At 48.6% G+C, this 21985-nt stretch carries 21 protein-coding genes; 14 read left to right on the forward strand and 7 right to left on the reverse strand.

The window, feature by feature from the left end:
- Positions 1-406 precede the first annotated feature (406 nt).
- The 6 genes from ACN5NT_RS08115 to ACN5NT_RS08140 all read left to right on the forward strand — a co-directional run bounded on the left by ACN5NT_RS08115 (position 407) and on the right by ACN5NT_RS08140 (position 8509).
- Positions 407-1411, forward strand: a complete 1005-nt coding sequence (locus ACN5NT_RS08115; protein ID WP_419175090.1) for an extracellular solute-binding protein — start codon at positions 407-409, stop codon at positions 1409-1411.
- Between the two features lie 209 nt (positions 1412-1620).
- Positions 1621-2400: a TatD family hydrolase gene (locus tag ACN5NT_RS08120; protein WP_136797840.1), complete on the forward strand. Its 780-nt coding sequence runs from the start codon at positions 1621-1623 to the stop codon at positions 2398-2400.
- A gap of 343 nt (positions 2401-2743) precedes the next feature.
- Positions 2744-3109: a hypothetical protein gene (locus ACN5NT_RS08125; protein WP_136797839.1), complete on the forward strand. Its 366-nt coding sequence runs from the start codon at positions 2744-2746 to the stop codon at positions 3107-3109.
- Positions 3110-3431: 322 nt separating this feature from the next.
- The gene (locus ACN5NT_RS08130) at positions 3432-4667 is read left to right on the forward strand and encodes a HEAT repeat domain-containing protein (protein ID WP_419175091.1); all 1236 of its coding nucleotides are present in this window, start codon (positions 3432-3434) and stop codon (positions 4665-4667) included.
- A gap of 393 nt (positions 4668-5060) precedes the next feature.
- Positions 5061-6446 (forward strand): glycerate kinase type-2 family protein, encoded by a 1386-nt coding sequence (locus tag ACN5NT_RS08135; RefSeq protein WP_419175092.1) that lies wholly within the window; start codon positions 5061-5063, stop codon positions 6444-6446.
- A gap of 32 nt (positions 6447-6478) precedes the next feature.
- The gene (locus tag ACN5NT_RS08140; RefSeq protein ID WP_419175093.1) at positions 6479-8509 is read left to right on the forward strand and encodes a molybdopterin-containing oxidoreductase family protein; all 2031 of its coding nucleotides are present in this window, start codon (positions 6479-6481) and stop codon (positions 8507-8509) included.
- Positions 8510-8802: 293 nt separating this feature from the next.
- Here the strand turns inward: ACN5NT_RS08140 and ACN5NT_RS08145 are convergent, their stop codons facing one another.
- Positions 8803-9810, reverse strand: a complete 1008-nt coding sequence (locus tag ACN5NT_RS08145; RefSeq protein ID WP_419175094.1) for a LysR family transcriptional regulator — start codon at positions 9808-9810, stop codon at positions 8803-8805.
- Positions 9811-9936: 126 nt separating this feature from the next.
- Between ACN5NT_RS08145 and ACN5NT_RS08150 the strand changes: the two genes are divergently transcribed.
- The 5 genes from ACN5NT_RS08150 (at position 9937) to ACN5NT_RS08170 (ending at position 13441) form a co-directional block, all read left to right on the forward strand.
- Positions 9937-10482 carry a GNAT family N-acetyltransferase gene (locus tag ACN5NT_RS08150; RefSeq protein ID WP_419175095.1) on the forward strand — a complete coding sequence of 182 codons (546 nt, stop codon included), beginning with the start codon at positions 9937-9939 and terminating at the stop codon, positions 10480-10482.
- 374 nt (positions 10483-10856) lie between these two features.
- Positions 10857-11453, forward strand: a complete 597-nt coding sequence (locus tag ACN5NT_RS08155) for a MarC family protein (protein ID WP_419175096.1) — start codon at positions 10857-10859, stop codon at positions 11451-11453.
- A gap of 113 nt (positions 11454-11566) precedes the next feature.
- A complete protein-coding gene (locus ACN5NT_RS08160; protein WP_136797832.1) occupies positions 11567-12133 on the forward strand; it encodes an NUDIX hydrolase in 567 nt (188 codons plus the stop codon).
- A 330-nt stretch (positions 12134-12463) separates the two neighbouring features.
- Complete coding sequence (locus ACN5NT_RS08165) at positions 12464-12796, forward strand: cupin domain-containing protein (RefSeq protein ID WP_167495785.1); 333 nt, start codon at positions 12464-12466, stop codon at positions 12794-12796.
- Between the two features lie 168 nt (positions 12797-12964).
- Positions 12965-13441: a hypothetical protein gene (locus ACN5NT_RS08170; RefSeq protein ID WP_419175097.1), complete on the forward strand. Its 477-nt coding sequence runs from the start codon at positions 12965-12967 to the stop codon at positions 13439-13441.
- A gap of 25 nt (positions 13442-13466) precedes the next feature.
- On the opposite strand, the gene ACN5NT_RS08175 is transcribed toward ACN5NT_RS08170, so the two are convergent.
- A complete protein-coding gene (locus ACN5NT_RS08175; protein WP_136797829.1) occupies positions 13467-15149 on the reverse strand; it encodes an AMP-binding protein in 1683 nt (560 codons plus the stop codon).
- Between the two features lie 285 nt (positions 15150-15434).
- Here ACN5NT_RS08175 and ACN5NT_RS08180 point away from each other — a divergent pair, with 285 nt between their 5' ends.
- From ACN5NT_RS08180 to ACN5NT_RS08190, 3 genes are all read left to right on the forward strand, one after another.
- On the forward strand, positions 15435-15581 hold the full coding sequence (locus tag ACN5NT_RS08180; RefSeq protein WP_419175098.1) for a hypothetical protein: 147 nt from the start codon (positions 15435-15437) through the stop codon (positions 15579-15581).
- A gap of 310 nt (positions 15582-15891) precedes the next feature.
- Positions 15892-16680, forward strand: a complete 789-nt coding sequence (gene nfi, locus ACN5NT_RS08185) for a deoxyribonuclease V (protein WP_419175099.1) — start codon at positions 15892-15894, stop codon at positions 16678-16680.
- A 157-nt stretch (positions 16681-16837) separates the two neighbouring features.
- Entirely contained in the window at positions 16838-17374 is a 537-nt protein-coding gene (locus tag ACN5NT_RS08190) for a DUF2062 domain-containing protein (RefSeq protein ID WP_167495784.1), read from the forward strand.
- Positions 17375-17421: 47 nt separating this feature from the next.
- Here ACN5NT_RS08190 and ACN5NT_RS08195 read toward each other — a convergent pair whose 3' ends face one another.
- The 5 genes from ACN5NT_RS08195 to ACN5NT_RS08215 form a co-directional block, all read right to left on the reverse strand.
- Complete coding sequence (locus ACN5NT_RS08195) at positions 17422-18936, reverse strand: response regulator (RefSeq protein WP_419175100.1); 1515 nt, start codon at positions 18934-18936, stop codon at positions 17422-17424.
- Between the two features lie 215 nt (positions 18937-19151).
- Entirely contained in the window at positions 19152-19538 is a 387-nt protein-coding gene (locus ACN5NT_RS08200; protein ID WP_136797826.1) for a response regulator, read from the reverse strand.
- A 232-nt stretch (positions 19539-19770) separates the two neighbouring features.
- Positions 19771-20697, reverse strand: a complete 927-nt coding sequence (locus ACN5NT_RS08205; protein ID WP_136797825.1) for a methylenetetrahydrofolate reductase — start codon at positions 20695-20697, stop codon at positions 19771-19773.
- Positions 20694-21362 (reverse strand): methylenetetrahydrofolate reductase C-terminal domain-containing protein, encoded by a 669-nt coding sequence (locus ACN5NT_RS08210; protein WP_136797824.1) that lies wholly within the window; start codon positions 21360-21362, stop codon positions 20694-20696. Before ACN5NT_RS08210 ends, ACN5NT_RS08205 begins: the two co-directional genes overlap by 4 nt.
- 3 nt (positions 21363-21365) lie before the next feature.
- Positions 21366-21878: a hydrogenase iron-sulfur subunit gene (locus ACN5NT_RS08215; RefSeq protein ID WP_419175101.1), complete on the reverse strand. Its 513-nt coding sequence runs from the start codon at positions 21876-21878 to the stop codon at positions 21366-21368.
- Between the last annotated feature and the right edge of the window lie 107 nt (positions 21879-21985).

The raw sequence follows: 21985 nt of genomic DNA on the forward strand, positions 1-21985 counted from the left end.
TAAGCTTCAAAAGGTACCGTTCGGGAATATAATTGAAAAGGCGTTCTGATTACCACGAACGCTCAGCTTCAAGAAGTGAGGTGTGGGGAGTAAGGTGTTAGGGGTAATCTGAAAAAACAGTTGTTTGACTATTCATGTAATGACCGGATTACTCATGAGTCAGGCCTGTGTATTTTTGAACTTTTCATGTAACTCAGAATTTGACAGCCACCAAGAAGCCAACTACCATTAAATTATGCCTAATGGCATGAATTATCTATGGATTATGCTAGTCCGGATTCTCCATAAACATTTTGTCGAATTTGAGAAAGAGCAACTCTTTTGAAATTCTCAGCTGTGTTCGTAATTTTCGCTGTATTACGTAAACTGCTCACAGTTTGGACCACGTATACCAGCAGGTGCGAAAATGTCCTCAAGGCTTCTGGTGGCCCTTCTCATTTCTATCTTCATGATGCCGGCTCCGGTTTTCACTGCAGAAAAAAAGCTGGTTGTCTATTCTTCGCGAAAGTGGCGACAGATGGAGCCGTTGTTTGAGGAATATTCTGCCAAGACCGGAGTCCGATTGATTTTTATTGCCAGCAAAGCTGGAAATATGCTTGAGCGGCTGAAAGAAGAAGGGGAAAATTCGCCGGCAGATATCTATTACACGGTAGATGCTGGATATCTCTGGCTGGCGGATGAGGCTGGTTTGCTGCAACCGTTGGATTCCGTGATCCTGGAAAAGAATATCCCAGACCAATACCAGGGTCAGGATAATACCTGGTTCGGGCTATCGCTTCGAGCAAGTGTCATTGTGTACAACACCTCAACCGATGCAGCTCAAAAGCTTCGAAGTTATGAAGGATTGGCTGATGATTACTGGCAGGGAAGGCTGGTGCTCTGTTCATCAAAAGCAATATACAGTCAGTCCCTGGTGGCTTCCCTTATAGCTCAGCATGGTAGCCGTAAGACCGGGGAAATTGTTTCCGGGTGGGTGGAAAATCAAGTGGTAACCCCCTTCAGCACGGACACGACGGCCCTGGAGGCGATTGCTGCCGGTATTGGTGATGTTACCATGGCGAATTCCTGTTGTTTTGCCAAAATGATAAATAAATGGCCCGAGTTGCCACTGGCTATTTTCTGGCCGAATCAGGAATCCAGTGGCGTACACGTGAATATCAGCGGTGCGGGTTTGACGCGCTGGACAAAACACAGAGAAGAAGCGATAAAGCTGCTTGAATGGCTCTCCGGCAAGGAAGCGCAGGAGCTTCTGATGCATGTGGCAATGGAGTATCCTGTAAATTCTCAAGTGGCTCTCATTCCGACGCTGGAAAGCTTGGGACCATTCCATGCTGATCCTGTTAAGGCCAGCCTCTGTGGCAAATTGCATGATGAAGCTCTGGAGATCATGAAAGCAGCCAGGTACCGGTAGGTGTGCCGTGGGTGGCAGGTTGTTACATATCGAAGACCGTCTGTGGCCTTATAACACATTTCTTCTTTCCTCAACGCCTCACTTTTCTTATCTTTTCCTTGTCCATCCTGGCTGCGGGTTGGTAGTCTGTGCAGCCAGGGCTATAATTTGCACTACCGAATCATAGAGAGTCATTACAGCAAGCAGCTGCTGGCTGGAGGGAGAACTGCGTGAAACTTGTCGATACCCATTGCCACCTTGATATTGAACGACATTTTCCAGACTATGAGACTGTAATCAGGGGTGCCGAAGATGTTGGGGTAACAGATTTCGTTTTGGCCGGGGTTGTACGCAGTGGTTGGTCGCGGATGTTCATGCTGGGCAAGTCCCATAGCCAACTCCATGTCGCACCGGGTCTGCATCCTATGTATCTGCATCAGCACCAGAGAGCTGATCTGGTAAAATTGAAAGCTCTGGCAGGAAATGGGCATTGTGTTGCAATCGGCGAGGTAGGTCTGGATTACTTTGTGAAAAATCTCGATCACAAAATGCAGCAGGAGCTTTTTGAAGCCCAGGTTGATATAGCCAAAACCTACAACCTGCCCTTGCTGTTGCACATACGAAAAGCCCATGATCAGGTACTGGCTACGCTCAGGCGCAAACGTTTCGACAATGGTGGAATTGTCCATGCGTTCAGTGGCAGTTATCAGCAGGCCTGTCATTTTATCAAGCTTGGCTTTACTCTTGGTATATGCGGTACAGTCACCTATGACCGGGCACTGAAGATTCGCAGGTTGGCCACCGAGTTGCCCTTGAAAGCACTGGTACTCGAAACCGACGCACCGGATATCCCCCCCATGAGCCACCGTGGTGAAAACAACTTACCTGAATATCTACCTGAGATATTGGATTGCCTAGCTGAATTGCGAAGCGAGGGTAAAGATGAAATCGCCAGGCAGACTTCCCTTAACGCAGGTCGAGTACTTCCCCGGCTGCTAACGAATAGTTGAAAAATCACGTTGAAGTCATTACCCAATGTGAGCTGAATGCTTCATTGTACAAAGTCCAGTATATCCTTCATATCGTTTAAAAACATGTTGTCATTCATTTCGTTATGAAGTAATACGTGTGTTAGGTATGTTTCGGCTCATTTCCCGAACTTCAGAGGTTTAAATAGCTTTCTGAAAATATTAAGAAAATATTCTTTTTTCATCTCGTTCTGTTACCTAATTGTGAGATAAGAAAGGTATATTGTCTGCTAGCAATTCGGATAGCCCGAGGAAGGAAAGGGCGTGTATTTAGTTGAAATATATTTGGAAGTAAATTTCACCCATTTCGCTAGGGAAAACGATTATGGGGTTACTTGATCATTTGGCTGTGGTGGAAGATGAACGAGAGCGTTGCAGGTTAAGCTGTAATGCCGAGGTCCAGGTGGAAACGCTTGATCACCGTATTGTGCAGGGGCAGATGCGCGATATAGGGTTACAGAGTCTTTATCTTTACACCGATGAGAACAGCGACGATTTTCTGATTTATGGCGAGCAGGTGCGGGTCAGAGTAACCATGCACAGGGATGGTAGTGATCTGTCCGTTGAACTGGAAGGCAATGTGGGGCGTATGGATGAGCAAGGCTTTGTGGTACGTTTTGATCATTCTCTCAAGTGGTGGCCCGTTTTTACTATGTTTCCTGAATCCAAACGCAACGCTTACCGTAACTAGCCCGGAATTCTGATGAGCGCTCCGTCGAATTGAGAGGCTATATTCGAAATCCCAATATTGGGAAGCATTCCCTCGATCTTCTCTTTTGAGTACAATGCTTGCCGAGGGTGGCCTGAAAGAAAAAACTATTACGCTTTATTATCAGGACTCCGAACCTGGGCCCACTGGTAACGCGGTGAAAGATCATAGCCCGACAGGCTCCTTAACCCAACTTCAAGCTGGTTGTTTATTTTGGTATCGATACATATTGAGAGGTAGGTTCTCTTGGTAGTTTTTATTACGAAAAAGCTTTTCAGCATTACAGTTACCTGTGAAATACGGAATGCAAAACACCAGTAATACAGTTGAACTACAGTTTCCGGGACGCCCTGAAGACCTGCTCAGGTTTCAGGTCAACTTGCTCGCACTTGCCGAAAAACATTATGATACGCTGCATGATGAGGAGTGGATAGAAAACCTTCCTCAATACCAGTTGCAGCTTTATCGGGCCGGCTATAATGAATTCAGCCATTATCTCCTGCAAACACTCGGCGATGTTTGTGTTTGCCCTACCGCGGAGTATCGTGAGAAAGCCCTTTTCGTCCTGACTGTTTTTCTTGGCAACGCTATTGAGGAAGCAGATGACGAGCTGTTGCAGGCTCTCTCATGGATTTTTCTGCGCTGGTTGCATCTGGAGCGTGAGCTGCTCTGCTGTTCAGAGCACGTTTGTTCGCTGTTGCCGATAATTCCTGAGAAACTCCTGGCCAGGGGAATGTTTGCCCAGTTCACAGTCTGGCTTGAGTTGCTGCAGAAGATAAGCAACGGACAGCTTGAACGGCCTCCTGCGGTACAGGCGCTTATTGGTCGGCTGAACAATGCTCTTCTTGGTAGATTCCTCGACCAAAAAATCAATTTAAAAGTGATAAATGAGGGGCAGCCTGATTCTGAATCCGTCTTCCTGGTAAAGTACTTTGCGAATGGCGGGGCTTCAATGCTTATCAATGAGCTGTATCAATCCCCAGATAAAAAACGGCGGTTGGCCTTAATTGAAATCCTGTCGCAACTGGGGGAGGGGCTAGCAGTCAAATTGCTTGAACAACTGGGGGAGGGCGCATCATGGTATATGGTGCGCAACGCTCTTAAGGTAATTTCCCATTTTGATTGCAGTAAACATCTGGAACTGGTGTTGCCTTTTTTGAAATATCCAGACCTTCGAGTGCAGCAGCAGGTCATTGATATTATCTGCGGTTTGGAGGAGCAGAGAGTCGACTTGTTGATTGATGCGCTCACGACCTGCCATGATCGTCTAAAGACCCGTTTGGTCGAAATTCTATCTCAACTCAATACTCCACAGATTGAGCACACGCTTATCCGCTTATTGGAAACACGCGATACCATAGAGCAATGGAGCAGAGATCACCTGCTGATCGCAATTTGTGAAGCTTTGAGAGGGTACCCAACTATCAGAGTTTCTGAAACGCTTAAACACCTCATCAGCGAGCGGGAACAGGAAAAGAGGCTGGGCGACCCTGTTGTATCCGCTGCCAGAAAAACTGTTGAACAGCTTTCAGCTCTCTAGCCTGGATTTCTCATCAAGAAAGTTTTTCGGAGATCGAAACAAAAAGGCCGGGTGGCTGTAAGAATCTACCGCCCATGGCTTGTGACGAAGATTCTGCGGAAAAATCTCTTAATCCGCAGGGTGACCTTTTTCGACCTGAAACGAAAAGCACTCTGACTTTCATCCGATTCAATCAATTCCGTGCTGGCAACAATCTGAGATTTAGGTCAATCATCCGGGATTCAACCAGTAATAGACCAAGCGCGCTTTCTCTTCTATACATTTTCCGGGTCAGAGTGTACAGTTTTCAGACGCTGAATTACTCTAGACCCGACACGCCGGACTGTCGTCAAGCTGATGGTAAAGCACGGTTGCGGGAAAAATTGAAACCTGAATTATTGTCTGAGTTTGTCTATGGTTGATACGAAGTTACGCCGGACGCAGAAAGAACAGCTGGACCAGATTTTCAAGGCGGCACTTGACCGTGTCTCGCCCTACAAGATGATGCGGGATCATGTCACTATGGACGGCTCGTTACTCCGCTATAATCTGGATGGCAAAGAGGCCGTGCTGGATCTCGATCAGTTCTCCGAAGTGCTTGTTCTCGGGGCGGGTAAAGCTACCGCCCCCATGGCTTTAGCTCTGGAGGAGATTCTTGGGCCGCGAATCAGTGACGGTCTGGTGGTGGTAAAGTATGGACATACAGAGCAGTTGAGCCGGGTGAGAATGATCGAAGCAGCTCATCCGGTGCCTGATGAGCAAGGGGTAAAAGCGGCGGCCGAGCTACTCCGGTTGGCTGAACGGGCGAAAGAGAGCAGCCTGGTTATCACTCTCATCTCAGGCGGAGGTTCGGCTCTTCTTCCATTGCCTGGTTTTTATCAGGGAGAAGATGCAATTCAACTGACCCTCTCTGATAAACAGCAGACCACCCAGACGCTACTTTCCTGCGGTGCCGATATTACCGAAATCAACTGTGTCCGAAAGCATCTATCCGCTATCAAGGGTGGCAGGCTGCTGGCGGCAATTGCCCCGGCGCGCTCCATCAACTTTATCCTCTCCGATGTAGTGGGAGATGATTTAAGCAGCATTGCCTCAGGGCTTACCGCGGCCGATGTCACGACATTTAGCGATGCTTTAGCAATCATCGAAAAGTATGATTTGCATAAGCGAATTCCGGTTAACGTTTGCCGTTATCTTGAGCTTGGAGCCGCCGGTAAAGTAGAGGAGTCGCTTAAGCCGGAAGCACCGGCGCTTGATCTCACCAGCAATGTGTTGATGGGTACCAATCGAACGGCTCTTGAGGCGGCAGCCATAGAGGCTGAAAAGCTCGGCTACCGGGTAGTGCGCCTCACTTCCAGAATTACCGGCGACACGGGTGAGGTGGCGAAAATGCTTACAGCAATCGTTGCCGATACGAACCAATACGCAATGCTCGGAGAACCACCGCTTTGTATTATCTCAGGCGGGGAGCCGGTGGTTGTCCTTACTGGCAAAGGGAAAGGCGGTAGAAACCAGCAATTGGCGCTTCATGTTCTTAAGCTTATGCAGCAGGAACCAGCCTTGTATGAGGGAGTTTCGTTCCTTTCAGCTGCAACCGATGGCAACGATGGGCCGACAGACGCCGCCGGTGGTTATGCCAGCCTTGGGCTGGTTCAAAAATGTCAGGAGTTGCAACTCGATATTGCGGCATATTTACGTGATAACGACGCCTATAATTTCTATTCCGCAATTAACGGATTATACATTACCGGGCCAACCAACACCAATGTCTGTGATCTGCAGATATTTCTGGTCAATTAATTCCGAATATAACCCGAGCAGACGAGAGTTCCATGCAGTCAGAAAATGTGAATATGGTTGAGCTGAAAAAAACAGTCTGTCCTCTTGATTGTCCGGACAGTTGCGGCATGGTAGCGAAAGTTGAAAACGGAGTGATCACCTCACTGAACGGAGATCCTGATCACCCGTACACAAATGGTTTTCTCTGCCGTAAAATGCGCTCATATCACCAGCGTGTCTACTCTGAAGATCGAATACTGTATCCCCAGGTTCGAGTGGGTAAAAAGGGCCAGGGGAAATTTGCCCGAATCAGTTGGGATGAAGCGCTGAAACTACTTGCCGACAAACTGAGTCATGTGCGTGACACGTATGGCGGGGAGGCTATTCTGCCATATCAGTATGCAGGCAATATGGGGCACTTGAACTGCAACGCCGGTCATGCCTTGTACCATAAGCTCGGCACCAGCAGAATTATAGAAACAATTTGCTCTGCGGCCGCCGGTGCCGGGTGGAGTATGCATCTCGACAAAGTGCCCGGCAGCCCGCCAGAGGTGGCTGAAGACTCAAAGCTGATAGTGGCCTGGGGCATCAACGTAAAAGTCACTAATGTTCACTTCTGGCAATACATCAGTAAAGCTCGGGCGAATGGGGCTAAACTGCTGGTGATCGACCCGTACCGTAACGAAACCGCCCAGTCTGCAGATGAGTATCTGCAGGTATTGCCTGGTGGTGACGGTGCACTGGCGCTTGGCGCCATAAAGTCTCTTCTGGAAAGAGATTTGCTCGACCAGCAGATGATTGATGAGCAGACCACGGATTTTGAGCAACTTGCTGCGTATCTGCAGGCGACACCATGGCAGGAGTTTTGTGAGCAAAGTGGTCTGCCGCAGCAGGAAATTGAACGAATCGCCACGCTGCTTCAAGATAATCCGGCTACATTTATCAGAATTGGTATAGGTCTGAGCCGCAATAGCCGCGGCGGCATGAGCGTTCGTGCTATCACGGCTCTTGCAGCGGCGCTGGGGTTGTTGTCTGGTCAACCTGGGCAGGGGCTGTTGTACTCGAGTAAAGCATTTTCAGGTGATAGTGCCAGGGTCCGTTTTCCTGAGCTACTCGAGAAACCGACTCGTTTTATCAATATGGCCCACCTTGGCCATGCACTCACCACTTTGAAAGACCCCATTCGCCTGTTTATGGTCTATAGCTGCAACCCCTTAAGTGTGGCGCCGGATGGCTCAACAGTCAGGCAGGGGCTACTGCGTGAAGATCTCTTCACGGTAGTGCACGAGCAGGTAATGACGCCCACTGCACGATATGCCGACCTGCTGCTGCCAGCCACGACTTTTCTGGAAAATCGAGATCTCTACACAGGCTATGGCCATTTCCAGCTTGGTGTAGTGAACCCTGTTGTTCCCGCCCTGGGTGAGGCGAAGAGTAATTTTCAGTTGTTCCAGGAGTTGGCTCAAAAACTTAGGTTTACCGATGAGCCGTTTTTGCAGAGCGAGGAAGATCGCCTCGCCTCGTACATCGCGACCATAGAAGGTCTGCCGGCAGATTTCAGCTACCAGAGAGAAAAATTTAGCGGCTGGATAACCTCTACTCGCAGGCGTTTAGGCCAGTCGGTGAAAGAGTGCTGGAATTACAGCTACAAATTCGCGGCAGCAGGCGAACCTGGTATCCCGTCAATCCCCTGTGTTTTGAAAGCGGCTGAGTTTGCCGATAAAGATCTCTGCAGCAGATTCCCGTTTGCCCTGATCACCCCACCGCACATGGATCTACTGAACTCCACTTTTGGCGAGCGCTATCCAGGGAAAAACGGTGAGGTCTTGATTCATCCTGAAGATGCTGCTGAATACGATATCAAGGAAGGCGATTGCGTCAGGTTGAGCAACTTTCGCGGTAAGGCAGAGCGTGTTGCCGTGGTAACGGATGCCACCCAGCGTGGGTTATTGGTAGCGCCAGGTATTTTCTGGCAAACCGATTCCAGCGGTACAGGGATCAACGATCTCACCTCACAGAAAGTGACCGATATTGGAGAGGGACCGACGTTTCATGAGAGTCGGGTGCAAATAGAGATAATGTAGGAGCTCGTATCAGGCCGAGTTCATGATCCGTTCAGGCGGCGTCAGGTCCGAGGCTTTATGCGGCAGGCATTGGTAGTCTTCAGAATCAGAGATTATTCAGTTGAAGGTCTTGCCTGTTTGCTGTCAGGATGCTGAAGAAAGTGACCCTGGCTGGTTTGTGCCCCGGCGGTAATGCATTCGGGGCACCTTCGGTGCTTATTTTGTCCTCAAAGTAGAGATTCTGAATTATGGCAATACCTTAAAGTTCAGGATGATTTCTCTGTTGTGACAAAATATTTCATTGGAAGTTCAGGTTAAGGTAGATCCGGGAAAGAATCAGCACTGTCGAAACTGTCTGCAACGGTAGGATCGGCATTAATCCGGAACCTCTTTATCATTGAATCTTCCAGCATGGTTTGCTTGATATGGGTAAGGAATGTTTTTTCAGTGATGGTGGGTATCCGGTCCTGCAATTCGACCAGGGAGATGGTGTTGATGGCGTTGGGAGTAGGGCTGTTAATCTGCACTATTTTGCCCCCAGTAATCTCGCGCCAGACAAGATGCGATGAGGTTGCCGCCATCCCCATCCCCAGCTTGACGCATCTGAGATTCGCCTGATGACTCTCAACCATCAGCACCACGTTGAGATGAATATTGGATTTGCCGAAGTGGTGTAGAAACCAATGCTTTAAAAAGAGATCATCGTGTTCGTCAGAGATAAAATCCTGTTCAATCAGATGCTGGTATGAATGATTTCCCTCAATCTTCCTGTCGTAATAGTGTTTGGAGCAGATCAAGGTGAGCTCTTCATCGATTAACGGAATGATATTGTAAAAATCGGGTCCTCCGGTCATCTGCATGGTGGTCAGGGCCAGATCGATCACCGCAAAATCTATCTCCCCCTCCCGCAGCAGATTCAATAGAGGTACCGGTTCTCCAAGGCGGATGGAAAAGCGTACGTCTGGGTACTTCTGTCTAAACGAAAAACAGATCTCAGGCATGTATGCGCGGCCAAATTCATATGGCACACCGATTCGCAGCAATCCATAGGGTGTATCGGCAGGGTGACGCAGGCCCTGGAGAATGTCGGGCAGGTCGGATAAAAATGGCTGGATTGTGGTGAAGAGTTTGTGGCCTGCAGCGGTGGGGACCAGTTTTTTGTGTATGCGCGTAAATAGCTGCACCTTCAATTCTCTTTCCAGTTTTTGAAGATGTTGACTGACTGCAGGCTGGGAGAGGTTCATCTCTCTTGCTGCCTCGCTGACGCTGTTATGTGTGTAAATATAGTAGAAAATTCGAAGGCGATTCAGGTCGTGTTGCATAACTCAAACTTATTAGGTGGATTGTTTATATATATTTTACTTATTAACTGCTCTCCTGTAACGTGGCAAGGATTAAATGAGGAACCACAAAATCCTGAAAACATTTAGGCGATAACAGGTACGGATATGAGTGAAATACGAATACGAAGAGTTGAGCGAAGAGATTTACAGGCATGTGTAGCTCTTGAAGAGCGTTGCTATCAGCCTATGGAAGTGGCACCGCCAGACTTCATCGAAAGGCGTATCGAAGTATATCCGGACGGGTTTTATGTTGCAGAAGCCGGCAGCGAAATCGTTGGTATGATCAACTGCGGAGCAACACATAAAGATGACATCACCGACGAAGAGTTGAAATACCTCATTGGTCATGTGCGCAATGGCAAAAACGGTATCGTGTTCTCCCTGGCGGTCGACCCGGGATATCGTGGTAACGGTATTGCCAGAAAGCTCATGGAAAAAATGATTGAAGTATCTGGAAGAAAAGAAAAACAAAAGATCATCCTGCTCTGTAAAGACGATCTGGTTGATTTCTATACTGCACTTGGTTTTAGCTATGGTGGGCCGTCTTCGTCTGATTTTGGCGGCTATGTCTGGCACCAGATGCAATACGAGCTGCCGGCTCCCGCCTGGGCAGTAACAAGCCACCACAACTCTGTGTCACTCTCACTTTAGCACACAGAGACCGATTACCACACCGGCTGTTTGAGTTCTCATTGGAATCGCTTTTGCGTGCTCATCTCCTTCCTCATCAGCTGGGTGGTGGTTGGTGACGTACCTCATCACCTCACACAATAAATAGCAATCAGAGTAGTCTCTGGTTGATGGCAATAGGCCACAGACATAACTGCGCTGTCGTAACGGTTCACCCGTTACTAACAAGAGATGTTGATGCGGCTATGCAGAGTTGTATCCTGCCTTTGGGATCCTGGTATGGAGATTCTGGCCTGATTGACGAGCGAGTGGTGCACTCGTTCCAACAGTGTCCGGATTTTTGCCGCTGCAGATGTATTGCCAATAGTAATCATACTTAACTGTTCAGGAATACAATGGAAGTGAGCTTTTCAATTCTCTCAACTGCAACCCTGCTTTTTTTTGTTATAGATCCGTTCGGCAATGTACCGGTAATGCTCTCTGTGTTGAAATCTGTACCAAAGCAGAGAGTTCGCAGAGTGATTGCTCGTGAGATGCTTTATGGGCTTGTCATCCTGCTGGGTTTTCTCTTCTCAGGGAATCAGTTTCTTAAGATATTTCATCTGCAGACTGAGGCGGTGACCATTGCAGGTGGCGTAATTTTTCTTATTATCGGCATTAAAATGATTTTTCCACCGGCTTCGGGTACCAATATTTACGGCACCAATGGAGACCCGTTTGTGGTACCGATTGCTATTCCGATGATTGCAGGGCCGTCAGCTCTGGCCACACTTCTGGTGTTGACCAAGTCCAGCAATGCTCATATTCTTGAAATTTTGCTGGCGCTCCTGCTTGCCTGGGGCGTATCCGCTGTGGTGTTGCTCTTTGCACCTTTGTTGCTCAGGGTTCTAAAAGAGAAAGGTTTGGAGGCGTTGGAGAGGCTTATGGGAATGTTGCTGCTCATGCTTTCTGTTCAGATGTTTATTGATGGAATTAGCGGACTGCAGCTGTAAGGTATCTATGCTGCTGTTGTATTGCAGCTCTGAGATGTTGACGCGAGCGAAAGTGAGGTATAGGGTCTTTTACTGGAAGTGCGTCGGCAAAATAAAGAGGGCAAAGGAGAGCAATGAAGAAGTCTGAGCAGGAGCTGGAAATTGAAAACGGCTGGGAAATCCATCCGGATCGTACAGTGTTGGAAACACCGGTTGTAACGGTAAAGGCGGGGCCGGTTGTTTGTAAAAGAAGCGGCAAAAAGAAAGATCTCTACCTGTTTGATTTTCCAGATTGGGTAAATGTAGTTGCGCTTACACCTGAAAAAGAAATCCTTCTGATTCGCCAATACCGTTACGGCTCCAAGCGTATGGAGCTTGAAATCCCGGGCGGAATGATGGAACCGGATGAGCATCCAATAGAAGCTGGATGCCGGGAGTTGCTTGAAGAAACAGGCTTTGCAGGCAGAAATCCCCAACTCATAGGTCGGGTCTGTCCTAACCCGGCTATTCAGCGCAATTACTGTCACACCATACTGGTTGAGGATGCCGTGCGTGTATCGGAGCCAAGTTTTGATGATATGGAAGATATTGAATGTATGTTGGAATCGGAGCAGCAGATTCTGGAGCGCATCAAAAGCGGGTCCATAGACCACGGGCTGGTGCTGAATGCTCTGATGTTTTATTTATCCAGAAGTAGCTGAATCTTACAGCTGAAGTCCCAAGGGTAGTTAGATAGATGAATGCTGCTTATAAACATTAAGCAGAGTATGGATAAGATACTTTTGCACCAACCCATTTCCTGATCTGGTTGGTATGTAGTTCCAGCCCCCTCCCTTTGCTCCGCACGCCTTACCTTGTGAAGCTAAGCTTTAGTGATAATGAGATATTTATTTTATGACTCTTGTCGTGCTATATGGTAACCTCTTTAACTGTATAGAATTGTTATGGTAAGATGCTGGAGTTTGTAATACCGTAGTCTAATTGTATTACTGCATATAACCGAATCAATGAGCATGCAGGAAAGGGAGAATATGAACGAGTGGGTAGAAAAAAATGGTTATGCCACTTGTTTGCAGGCGGCTGACAAAACCTTGAGGCAAGAAGGGACAGAGGTGTCTCTTATCCGATTCCGTAGCGGTAAGTTAGAGCATTATCATAAGTACACCACAGAGTTTTTTCATTTTACTTCCGGAGAGGGCAGGGCGCTGCTTGATGGTCGGGAGATCAGTATTTTCCCTGGCACGTCCGTTGTCGTCAAACCATACCAGAATCATACCTTTATGAATAATTCCACCAGTGAATTTCTGGAAGCAGTGATGGTGAAAACCAATATACGTCCTGATGATAGCTACTTTACCGAATGACCTACTGGATGCAACACGAGTGGATCCAGCCGATCCCAGTCCCGTCACCTCGAAGTAACACTTTCCTTTTTGGGCCCAGGCATAGAAAAAATGTGAATTACCAGAAATGTGTGGTAATGTGCCAGATGTATTGAAAATTAAGGGCAAATTTAATTTTGAGGAAAGGCTATGATCAAGTTGTACAGGCTCACTGAAGAGCTGCGAGAGTACTGGGAGACATGGCAGCACGATGATGGCAGTCAGATAGTTCATTGGGGAGAACTTGGCACAAAAGGGATGACCAGGTTTGTGAAGGACTCATTCTTTTCGAAAGCCGAAAAAAAGGTGAAAAAAGAAATCGAATCACTGCAACGGCAAGGGTTCAGGGAGCTTGAGCCAGAATGGCTGGTGATGATCGAATATGGTCTGAACGGCCTTGATGGTGAAAAAGCACTCGAGAAACGCTATCTCATTCAGGACAGGATGAATCAGGTACTTGGGTGGACCGCCCTTGGACATTGTGATGGTGGAAGCATAGACACCAACAGTATCGAGATAACCAATCTTGTTATTGATGCTGAATTAGCCAAAACTGTAATCGCCGCAGAACTTGCCGACACTGACTTTAAAGATTACCTGAAAATATATCACACGAAAACAGGGTGATTCGGGCAAAAGGGAAACGGCTGTTTCAGGTTGTGGTGTTTTGCAGTTCGGCAACCATTTCTTTGCGCATGATGAATTTTTGAATCTTGCCTGTCACGGTCATGGGGTATTCATCAACAAAACGGATATAGCGTGGGATTTTGAAATGTGAGATCTTGTCCTTGCAGAATTCATGTATCTCCTCTTCATCGGCAGTTTCATCTTCATGCAGGATAATCCAGGCACACAGTTCTTCTCCGAATTTGCTGTCCGGTACTCCAAACACTTGAACGTCTTTGATTTTATGGTAACTGTACAGGAGTTCTTCTATTTCTCTGGGATAGATGTTTTCACCTCCTCGAATGACCATATCCGTTAACCTGCCGACAATCGAGCAATATCCTTCTTCATCGAGTATGGCCAAATCCCCGGTGTGCATCCAGCCTGCGTTGTCTATAGCTTTTCTGGTTCGCTCTTCATCGTTCCAGTATCCCTGCATCACAATATAGCCCCGTGTCAGTAACTCACCTTTGGTACCTGGAGGCACAGTTCTTCCTGACTGGTCTATAATCTTTGCCTCCACATGGGGGTGAACACGCCCCACTGTTTTCACTCTTTTCTCCAGAGGTTCGTTGGTGCCGCTCTGAAAGCTTACCGGGCTTGTCTCTGTCATACCGTAGGCAATTGTTATTTCAGACATGTGCATCTTTGAGATCACCCGTTTCATTATTTCAGTCGGGCAGGGAGCACCTGCCATGATGCCGGTGCGGAGACTGTCGAGTTTGAACTCGTGAAAACGTGGATGATCAAGTTCGGCGATGAACATCGTAGGCACGCCATGAAGAGCAGTGCATCGCTCTTCGGAGATCGTCTCTAGCACCGCCAGTGGCTCAAAACCTTCTGCAGGAAAGACCATTGTTGAACCGTGCGTTATGCAGGCGAGATTGCCGAGAACCATGCCGAAACAGTGATAGAGCGGCACGGGGATGCAGAGGCGGTCTTTCTCGGTGAGTTTCATAGCCTCACCAATAAAGTAGGCGTTGTTTAGGATGTTGAAATGTGAGAGGGTTGCCCCTTTGGGCGAGCCGGTGGTGCCGCTGGTAAACTGGATGTTGATTGGTGAATCAAACTGCAGGCTTTGTTGTACCTGTTTGACTTTGGCAGCTGAATTGTTGTCGGCCAGCCAGGGGATTTCTAAAAAATCAAAAACTCCTCTCTGGGGCTGCCCCCCGATCTGGATCAGGATTTTCAGGTGCGGTAACCGGTGCGTCATCAAGGCTCCGGGCCTGCAATCATCAATTTCCGGTGCTATTTCATGGAGCATTGCGCAGTAATTGCTGGTGCGAAATGAATTGGCATAGATAAGCGCCCTGGCCTCCACCGCATTCAAGGCGTATTCTAGCTCTGCCAGTCGATAAGCCGGATTTATATTCACCAGAATCAGACCGATTTTAGCAGTGGCAAGCTGACTTATCACCCACTCGCTATTGTTCGGTGACCATATACCAATCCTGTCGCCCGGCTTAAGTCCAAGAGCCAGCAATCCGGCCGTAAATTTGTTCACTTTTTCCTGGAGCTCACTATAGGTCCAGCGTATTTGCTGATGACGCACTACCAGCGCTTCATTATCGGGGAACTTCCTGACTGTGTTATCAAAATTTTCCCCCAAGGTTTCACCAAGAAGAGGCGTATGGCTGGCACCGTGAACATAGGACTGGTGGATTTTCATGGGATTGCGCTCCCTTAAAATGTTGGCAGAATATGATTTGTTAACGGAATATATGTAAATTTTAGGTGCTTTAAAGGAAATGCTCAAGCTGGGAGAGGATTGGTAACAACTAAAAGCTGAGTTTCAGGGGGAATCAGATTGTAAAATTGACACAACGCTCAAGGGAAATTCGGGTATGACCCTTTGGTGGACAACCACAGTACAGTCATCTATTATTGAATGGAACATAGTAAATTATTGGCATATCCGGATGGTTCATCTCCATGGGAAAGGTGAATAGTGAAAATGGGAATCATGAACAACGTATATGTACTGTTGATAATCGTATTTCTGGCAGTTGTTCCGTGGGGGAGTGGAGCTTTTGCAGAAGAGGGGATGACGTTCGGAGCAAATCAGGGTGGCACCTGCATACATATCGCGACCCTGGATTGATATGCAGGCGGAGTTTCAGGTAACGTCCATGGTCGGTATGAACACGGGTGATCCGGATGGCATTACCCACCAGGTAATGGCCACCTTTTAAAAAGCTGAAAAGAAACTCACCACTCTGGCTGGGAAGATGCTGCTTACAGCTCCATCAGGTAAAGAGCTGATATGCGAACTCAATGATTCAGGTGGTGGCAATTTTACTGCCAATATTGTGATTGACGAGGATGGCAAATTGGCGATAAGTTCCCATTTTCAAATTGATAATGAACAGTACAATGTACAACTCTGGTACCCTCACACTGAGTGAGAGGTGATGAAATATTCAAATATCTGGTGCGGTCGGGTAGAAATGCTGACTGCCCTTTTTTTTGAGCAATTGATCATGAAAAAGACGCAATGGCATTTTGATTCAACCGCTATTTCCCCTAAAGAAGCAGTACGTCTCCAGCGTGAACTGCAACAGCAGGTCATTGTTAAGGATCAGTTTGATACAATCGAGCTGGTGGCCGGTGTAGATGTAGGATTTGATAAGGCCAGCAATCGTGGGCGGGCTGCTGTTGCGGTGTTGCGCTACGATGATCTGACCTTGGTGGAGAGTGCTGTGGCTGAAAGCGAGCTTACCTTTCCCTATGTCCCTGGTCTGCTCTCGTTTCGTGAATTACCTGTTGTTTTGAAAGCGCTTGAACATCTTTCCGTGTGGCCCGATATCTTCTTATGTGACGGCCAGGGGATAGCGCACCCACGGCGATTTGGTATAGCCTGTCACCTGGGCTGTATCACGGGTATTCCTGCATTGGGGGTTGGTAAAAGCCGTCTTTGCGGCAGTCATGAAGAGGTTGGTGAAGAGAAGGGGAGTCTGGTCGAGCTTAGAGACGGCGATGAAGTCATTGGTGCGGTGGTCCGAACCAGGAGGGGAGTGAAACCGATTTACGTCAGCCCTGGACATAAAATTTCTCTTGAAACAGCAATAAAGGTCGTGTTGAAATGCGTAACCAAGTATAAGTTGCCTGAGACCACACGATCTGCTCATGCTCTTTCTCTATTTAATACGAGAAGCCGAACTCAGGGCCAGCATCAACAGGGTAATGGTTTCTACTTGTAATACGTGTTGTGAAATCAGATGATTCTGATAGCTGCAAGGTTGTTCGCATAGACATGGCTGTTTCTGGTATTGGTACTTCGCCAAACTATGATTAGTGTACAGGCGGTGTAGTCAGTACGAGTTGAATCTATAGATATCTTTACAGGTTGAGGGAAGTTTGGAGCAAAAGGATAAGAAGCGGATTATTATTCCTTTCAGACCGGTTTTCCGCTGGCTGGTCAGGCTGAGACGCTCTCCAAAGGCTATTGCCGGAGGTTTCGCATTAGGGACATTCGTTGCGTTTACCCCTACAGTAGGCATTCAGATGGTAATTGTGATTTTTCTTGCCACCTTGCTGAACTGCAATCGGCCCGCCTCTATATTGGCTATCTGGATTTCCAATCCGGCGACCATGGCCCCCTTGTACACCTTCAATTACATGGTGGGAAAACTTTTTTTCGCCGGGCCTCCAGTGAAGGAAGTGTACCGCTCTTTTACCGGCATTGCTGCGCAGTTACTCGATATCGGCTCCCTTGATATCGTGGAGCAGTGGCGGCTGATTCGCCAACTTTCGGGGGATATAATTGTACCATTGATGGTAGGCAGCGTGATTGCGGGGCTTGTCGCGGCGTTTTTTGCCTATGTGCTCTCGTTGGCTATTTGTCGCTGGCTGGTGATGAAAAGAGCCAATCGAATGGTGTTGAGGAATAAGTGAATTAATTCAAATATTTCTCGATTAGACACGGCTTGCTGATTTTTGGGCTAACCTGGTTGTGCCTCGGCAGCAACATGCTCCGGCGTTGCCTTGACTGGCTCCGTTATCGGAAAACTCAGGGTAAAGCAGGTTCCTTCACCAAGTTCTGAGTGTACATCAATATAACCCTGGTGTGCTTCGACAACCTCTTTTACCAGGGATAACCCCAGACCAGAGCCGGTGATGTGCCTGGTGGCTTTGCCTTTCACTCTGAAAAACCTGTCAAATATGTGGGGCAGGTCTTCGTCGCTGATCCCGATTCCCGAATCCTGAACAGATAAGTTGGCAAAACCGCCAATCACCGTGGTGGCGATCTCTACCCGGCCACCTTGGGGTGTGTATTTCAGGGCGTTGGAGATGATATTCATAAAAGCGGTGCGGATATGGTCATAATCGACATTGAACCACCAGTCTTCATCGCTGGGCATGTAGGCGATGGTTATTTCCTTGTTTTCCGCCTGCTCCCGAACCACATCGAGAATGTGGTCGAGAACTTCATGGCCACGGACAGGTTCAAGGTTGAACTCTACGGTGCCGTTTTCCATTTTTGACAAATTCAGCAGGTTGTCGATCATCCGCAGCAGATCCCGGGTGCGCACGGTTATTCGTTTATGCATGGTCGAACAAGCTTGGCCTGATTCATATTTGCAGCCGACCTGCAATGCGTAAATCATCTGCTCCACCGAGGCGAGAGGTGATTTCAGCTCGTGGGCAACCATGGCCACGAAGTCCGACTTCATGCGGTCTATTTGCTTATGTGTGGAAATATCCTCAAAAGCGGTGACTGAGCCGATGACTCTGCCGCTCTCAGAGGTTACGGGAGCGCAATGGGCCCTGAGGTATTTTCGGGAAATGGTGCCGGGCTGAAACTCCCTGGTCACTACCACCTGTTTGGCCATTGCCTGGTGAACCATTTCCACGGCATTTGTGTCGAGGATGGACTGGGCGATATCCTTACCGACTACCGGGTCGGTCTGGATTTCGAGAATCTTTATGGCGGCGGGGTTGTGATGGACAACCACCCCAGTGTTATCGGTAATGACCACCGCCTCGGCCATGCAGCCAAAGACTGTCTTCAATCTGCTCTGTTCGTTCTGAATGGTCGCGATGTTCAGTGTATGTTCTTCACGAAGGCGATGGGTTTCCCGTTCGAGTTTGATTTTATCTGCGGCACGACTCACCACTATGCGAATATAGTCAGGTGTGAAGGGCTTACCGACAAAATCAAAGGCCCCCTGTTTCATGGCTGACACCGCCTTGGAGACGGTGGCAAAGCCGGTGATGACTATAACTTCTATCTGCGGCTGATGTTCTTTCACCCATTCAAGCACACCAAAACCGTCGATACCGGGCATCATCAGATCGAGCAGCACGATATCAAAACCCTGATCACGGATCATCTCAATACCAGCCTCGCCATTCTCAGCCTTGGCGATTACATACCCCCGGTTCGAGAGTGCCCGCTGCACACCTTCACGGATCACTTCTTCATCATCAATTATCAGAACACGCATCTCTGCCATGACTCTCCGCAGTTGGTAATAGTGCTTATAAACGACATGCCTGGTGTAGATGCTGAAACATTATCTGCCCAGGACAAAGCTTTTATATGTTTACCTACAATGAGTGGATTGGTAATCAGTTCAGGTGGCGTCAAATTCGAAGTTTTCGGTGTTAAGCTATAGTTGTACTATGCTTAACACCGAAACACTGAAGAAGATGATGCTCGATGGACTGATTATACTAACCAGCGGCGAATCAAACTGAGCAGCTCCGGCGGATCAACCGGCTTCGGCATATAATCCTCAGCCTCACTCTCCAGCATATCGCGATGCGAATACTTGGAAGTGGTGACCCGATCTGCAACCGCAGTCAACAAAATTATTGGAATATCCTGGGTTTCCGGGTTGCTTTTAAGAGCTGCACAGGCTGCATGGCCGTCCATAACCGGCATCATCACATCCAGTACGATGATGTCAGGCCTTGCGGTCTTGACCGCCTCTATTCCCTCTTTACCGTCGTAGGCGACCTGCACGTTGTAGCCGCCGCTTTCCACGATCACTTTCACAGCTTCTACGAAATCAGGATCGTCATCAACCAGCAGTACAGTTTTTTTCTCAGCCATAATGTTCTCCCTGAAGAGTGGAACTGTTTTTTTTGCTTATTGCTGTGTGAACCGACTGTCCCCGGGTCTGTTCAACCAGCTTTTGCTTAAAGAGTTTGCCGGAGAATCGGCATTTTGCTGCAGGTCAAGGCGTTGATTGGGAATTAAGCGGAGCCACATACTGAATATTGCGAGCATTGATTTCCAATCAATAACGCAGAACTGGAGCAAAAGGGCTTTCTCCGGTACACTCTCAGGCGACTATGGGGCGGGGCAACAGCCCCGCATCTCCAATGATTTTTTCCAGTTTTTCCTCCCATTCGATGGCCATCACATGAACGCCTGCGATTCCCTCAATTTCTTTTAACTCCTGAATCTGCTCGACACACATCTCGATACCCTTTTCCGCTTGTTTCTCCTTGGGCTCGTCGCCGATGCGTTTGATGACCTCATCGGGGATGTCCATGCCGGCCACAAATTTTTTCATGAATTTGGCCATGCCTGCCGACTTGAGTGGAGTGACACCGGCCAGTATCTTGCAACTCTCATGCAGGCCCTCTTTTTTCGCATCTTCCATGTACTGTTTGAACTTATCCATATTATAGATGCACTGGGTCTGCACAAAATCGGCTCCGGCCTGAACTTTCAGCTTAAATCTGGGCACCCTGATTTCATAGGGGTCGGCAAAGGGATTAACCGCACAGCCGATAAAGAATTCCGGTTTGCCCTCAAGCTTCTTGCCGGAGGGAAAGATTCCATCATCACGCATTCGCCTGACCATGTCGATCAGCTGGATCGAGTCAATATCGAAGACGTTCTTAGCCTGGGGATCGTCGCCGAATTTCTGATGATCGCCGGAGAGGCAAAGCAAATTGCGAACACCCATGGCGGCGGCCCCCAGGAGGTCGGATTGCAGGGCGATGCGGTTTCTGTCGCGCACCACCATCTGAATCAGCGGTTCTGTGCCGGATTCTTTCACCAGCAAGCACCCGGCAAGAGAGCTCATTCGAACCACAGAGGTCTGGTTATCGGTGACGTTACAGGCATCGACATTGCCTTTAACAAAAGCGGCTTTTTTGCGAACGATATCGGCATCTGCACCGCGGGGAGGCCCGCACTCCGCAGTGACGGCGAAATGGCCCGCATTCATTACTTTTTCCAGGTTGCTTCCCGATTTCATAATGTCATATCCTCCCGTATAATGCGGCGTGGGCCACCGTCACGCGAAGTGCTCCAGCCTTTGTAGGGGATGAGTTTGCCATAATTGTCCATCTGGTTGAGCGCTTTAAGCCGGTCAATGATCAATTGCCAGCCGCAGGCAACATCCGGGGAAACCTCACAGATGCCCTTGGCAGAGCCTCCGCATGGGCCATGAAACAGTGATTTGGCGCAGCGGCTTACCGGGCAGATACCGCCGGTGAGGTGCAGTACACAGTCTCCGCAGCCCTGGCAACGCTCGGCCCACTCTCCCTGCCTCTCAGCCACTCCGAGAAAACCGGTGTTGATCCCAGGCAGGACAGGAGTTGTAGGATATTTCTCTGCAACAAACTGGATGCCTGCACCGCAGGCGATGGAGAGTACCGCATCGTAATCGGCTACATAGGGACGAAGTTGATCGAGGTATTCGGGGTCGCATTGCCGCTCGAGGCACACTTCTTTTATCTCCAGTTTGTTGCCCTTTGCCTCTCTTGCGAGTCGTAGCGAGGAGGAGAGAACCTGTACTTCCTTTTCTCCGCCTACCCGACAGACAGTGACGCAACCAAAGCAGCCGGCCACAACCACACGGCTGTAAGGCTCAAGCATCTCCAGCACTTCTTGGATTGGTTTTGGTGTTCCGGTGATCATTGGCTATGCCTCCTCAGAGACCGGTTCCGGCTCTTTTGCCGATTGGCCCTCTTCTGCTTCTGTTGTTTTAGACTCAGGTGTTGATTCAAGGTCCGGGTTTCGTGCGATATTTACCCGGCTGAAGCCGAGTTGTTCGATATGTTCTGCGAATTCATTCGCATAGGCAGCAAATTTCGCACCTTCACCGGCGCTTAAGTTGTACATTCGTATACGCTCTTCACCGATGCCGATATCCTGTAATATCGTGGCTACCCGGTTCACCCTCGCTTTTGCTCTCAGGTTACCGGAGATGTAATGGCAGTCGCCCTCGAGACAGCCGACTACCATTACACCATCCGCCCCTCCCTCGAACGCCTGCAGCATCAGCGCCTCCTCTATCCTGCCGGTGCAGGGCAACATGACGATGGAGACAGATGGCGGGTATTGCCTTCTTTCCGAACCTGCCAGGTCCGCGGCTGAGTACGCTCAATGGCGGCAGGCAAAGGCGATGATCTTCACAGATTGATCGCTCGTCATGCTGGTACCTCCTCGACAGTTTGTGAACTTTCGGTTGATATATTTTGTGATTCGTCTGGTTGAACGGCTTGTGTACTGCCCGAGTTAACCTTTGCAAAGATATTCTG

Source organism: Desulfosediminicola sp. (genome assembly GCF_048381775.1).
Lineage (GTDB): Bacteria > Desulfobacterota > Desulfobulbia > Desulfobulbales > Desulfocapsaceae > Desulfopila > Desulfopila ganghwensis.

Excerpts from the sequence above, each read along its gene's own strand:
- ACN5NT_RS08130 (WP_419175091.1), top strand. The coding sequence starts at position 3,432 with ATGCAAAACACCAGTAATACAGTTGAACTACAGTTTCCGGGACGCCCT.
- ACN5NT_RS08165 (WP_167495785.1), top strand. The coding sequence starts at position 12,464 with ATGAACGAGTGGGTAGAAAAAAATGGTTATGCCACTTGTTTGCAGGCG.
- ACN5NT_RS08200 (WP_136797826.1), bottom strand. The coding sequence starts at position 19,538 with ATGGCTGAGAAAAAAACTGTACTGCTGGTTGATGACGATCCTGATTTC.
- ACN5NT_RS08210 (WP_136797824.1), bottom strand. The coding sequence starts at position 21,362 with ATGATCACCGGAACACCAAAACCAATCCAAGAAGTGCTGGAGATGCTT.
- ACN5NT_RS08160 (WP_136797832.1), top strand. The coding sequence starts at position 11,567 with ATGAAGAAGTCTGAGCAGGAGCTGGAAATTGAAAACGGCTGGGAAATC.
- nfi (WP_419175099.1), top strand. The coding sequence starts at position 15,892 with ATGAAATATTCAAATATCTGGTGCGGTCGGGTAGAAATGCTGACTGCC.
- ACN5NT_RS08145 (WP_419175094.1), bottom strand. The coding sequence starts at position 9,810 with ATGCAACACGACCTGAATCGCCTTCGAATTTTCTACTATATTTACACA.
- ACN5NT_RS08155 (WP_419175096.1), top strand. The coding sequence starts at position 10,857 with ATGGAAGTGAGCTTTTCAATTCTCTCAACTGCAACCCTGCTTTTTTTT.
- ACN5NT_RS08205 (WP_136797825.1), bottom strand. The coding sequence starts at position 20,697 with ATGAAATCGGGAAGCAACCTGGAAAAAGTAATGAATGCGGGCCATTTC.
- ACN5NT_RS08125 (WP_136797839.1), top strand. The coding sequence starts at position 2,744 with ATGGGGTTACTTGATCATTTGGCTGTGGTGGAAGATGAACGAGAGCGT.
- ACN5NT_RS08170 (WP_419175097.1), top strand. The coding sequence starts at position 12,965 with ATGATCAAGTTGTACAGGCTCACTGAAGAGCTGCGAGAGTACTGGGAG.
- ACN5NT_RS08195 (WP_419175100.1), bottom strand. The coding sequence starts at position 18,936 with ATGGCAGAGATGCGTGTTCTGATAATTGATGATGAAGAAGTGATCCGT.
- ACN5NT_RS08150 (WP_419175095.1), top strand. The coding sequence starts at position 9,937 with ATGAGTGAAATACGAATACGAAGAGTTGAGCGAAGAGATTTACAGGCA.
- ACN5NT_RS08135 (WP_419175092.1), top strand. The coding sequence starts at position 5,061 with ATGGTTGATACGAAGTTACGCCGGACGCAGAAAGAACAGCTGGACCAG.
- ACN5NT_RS08175 (WP_136797829.1), bottom strand. The coding sequence starts at position 15,149 with ATGAAAATCCACCAGTCCTATGTTCACGGTGCCAGCCATACGCCTCTT.
- ACN5NT_RS08115 (WP_419175090.1), top strand. The coding sequence starts at position 407 with ATGTCCTCAAGGCTTCTGGTGGCCCTTCTCATTTCTATCTTCATGATG.
- ACN5NT_RS08140 (WP_419175093.1), top strand. The coding sequence starts at position 6,479 with ATGCAGTCAGAAAATGTGAATATGGTTGAGCTGAAAAAAACAGTCTGT.
- ACN5NT_RS08180 (WP_419175098.1), top strand. The coding sequence starts at position 15,435 with ATGGGAATCATGAACAACGTATATGTACTGTTGATAATCGTATTTCTG.